Below are 1,039 nucleotides of genomic sequence, written 5' to 3' on the forward strand. Positions count from 1 at the left end.
AGGCGGCGAGCCATGAGGTCGGTCATGGCGAGGTGGATCATGGCTTCGGATCGGGTGGGCAGGGTTTCGTAGTCGCGGGCGAGGCGGCGGTGGAGCATGAGCCAGCCGTAGGTCCGTTCGACCGCCCACCGCTTCGGGATGGGGGTGAAGCCTCTGGTCCCGGGCTTGCGAGCGGTGATTTCCATGTCGATGCCGAGAACGGCGGCATGTTCGACGAGGTGCTGGCGGTAGCCACCGTCGACCCACACCTTGCGGATGCCGGGATGGTCGGCGGCGACCTGGTCCAGGAGCCGGGCGCCGGCGGCGGAGTCCTGCACGCTTGCCGCGGTGACCAGCACGGCAAGCAGCAGTCCGAGGGTGTCGGTGACGATGTTCCGTTTCCTGCCGACGATCTTCTTCCCGGCATCGATGCCCTGGTCGGCGGCGGGAACGCTGGTGGAGGTCTTGACGCTCTGGGCGTCGATCACACAGGCCGACGGCTCGGCGTCCCGTCCTTCCTTCTCCCGTAGCAGTTGCCGCAGCAGGCCGTTGAGCTGGGCGAACACGCCGTCCTGCTGCCACTTGGCGAAGTAGCCGTAAACCGTGTTCCAGTGCGGGAAGTCGTGTGGCAGATAGCGCCACTGGACCCCGGTGCGGTCCACGTACAAGATCGCGTCCATGATGTCGCGCAGGTCATGTTCCGGCGGCCGGCCGAAGTCCAAGGCCCTGCCGCGGCGCTCGAAGCGCCAGGCCGAGAGCACCGGCTCGATCAACTCCCAGCGGGCATCGGACAGATCACTCGGATAAGGGCGTCGTGTCGGCATGCTTCCGGCGTACCGCCGTGGACCGATTGCGCCCAGGCGCACAGCGACACCAACGGAAGCACACGTCCGCGAAGACCGGGCGTCCTGGGATGAGACAGACACAAGTCACTTCCCGCCTCACCTGCCACCCCATCTGAACAGCAAGAACCAACCCGCATCTCCAGCGGCACGAGCACCACAAACCGGCGATCTAGAAATCGCTGGATACACGGGCAGTCCTGGCGAAAACGACCTCT

The 1,039-nt window shown here is 66.0% G+C and carries 1 protein-coding gene; it reads right to left on the reverse strand.

Translation table 11 applies throughout. From position 1 onward, the window contains the following. Positions 1 to 803 (reverse strand): IS5 family transposase (locus IF37_RS0138305; RefSeq protein WP_079166081.1); only part of this gene is annotated, 803 nt, incomplete at its 3' end. Positions 804 to 1,039: the final 236 nt, after the last annotated feature.

Origin of the sequence: Streptomyces sp. NRRL S-31 (genome assembly GCF_000718775.1) — a bacterium.
GTDB lineage: Bacteria > Actinomycetota > Actinomycetes > Streptomycetales > Streptomycetaceae > Streptomyces.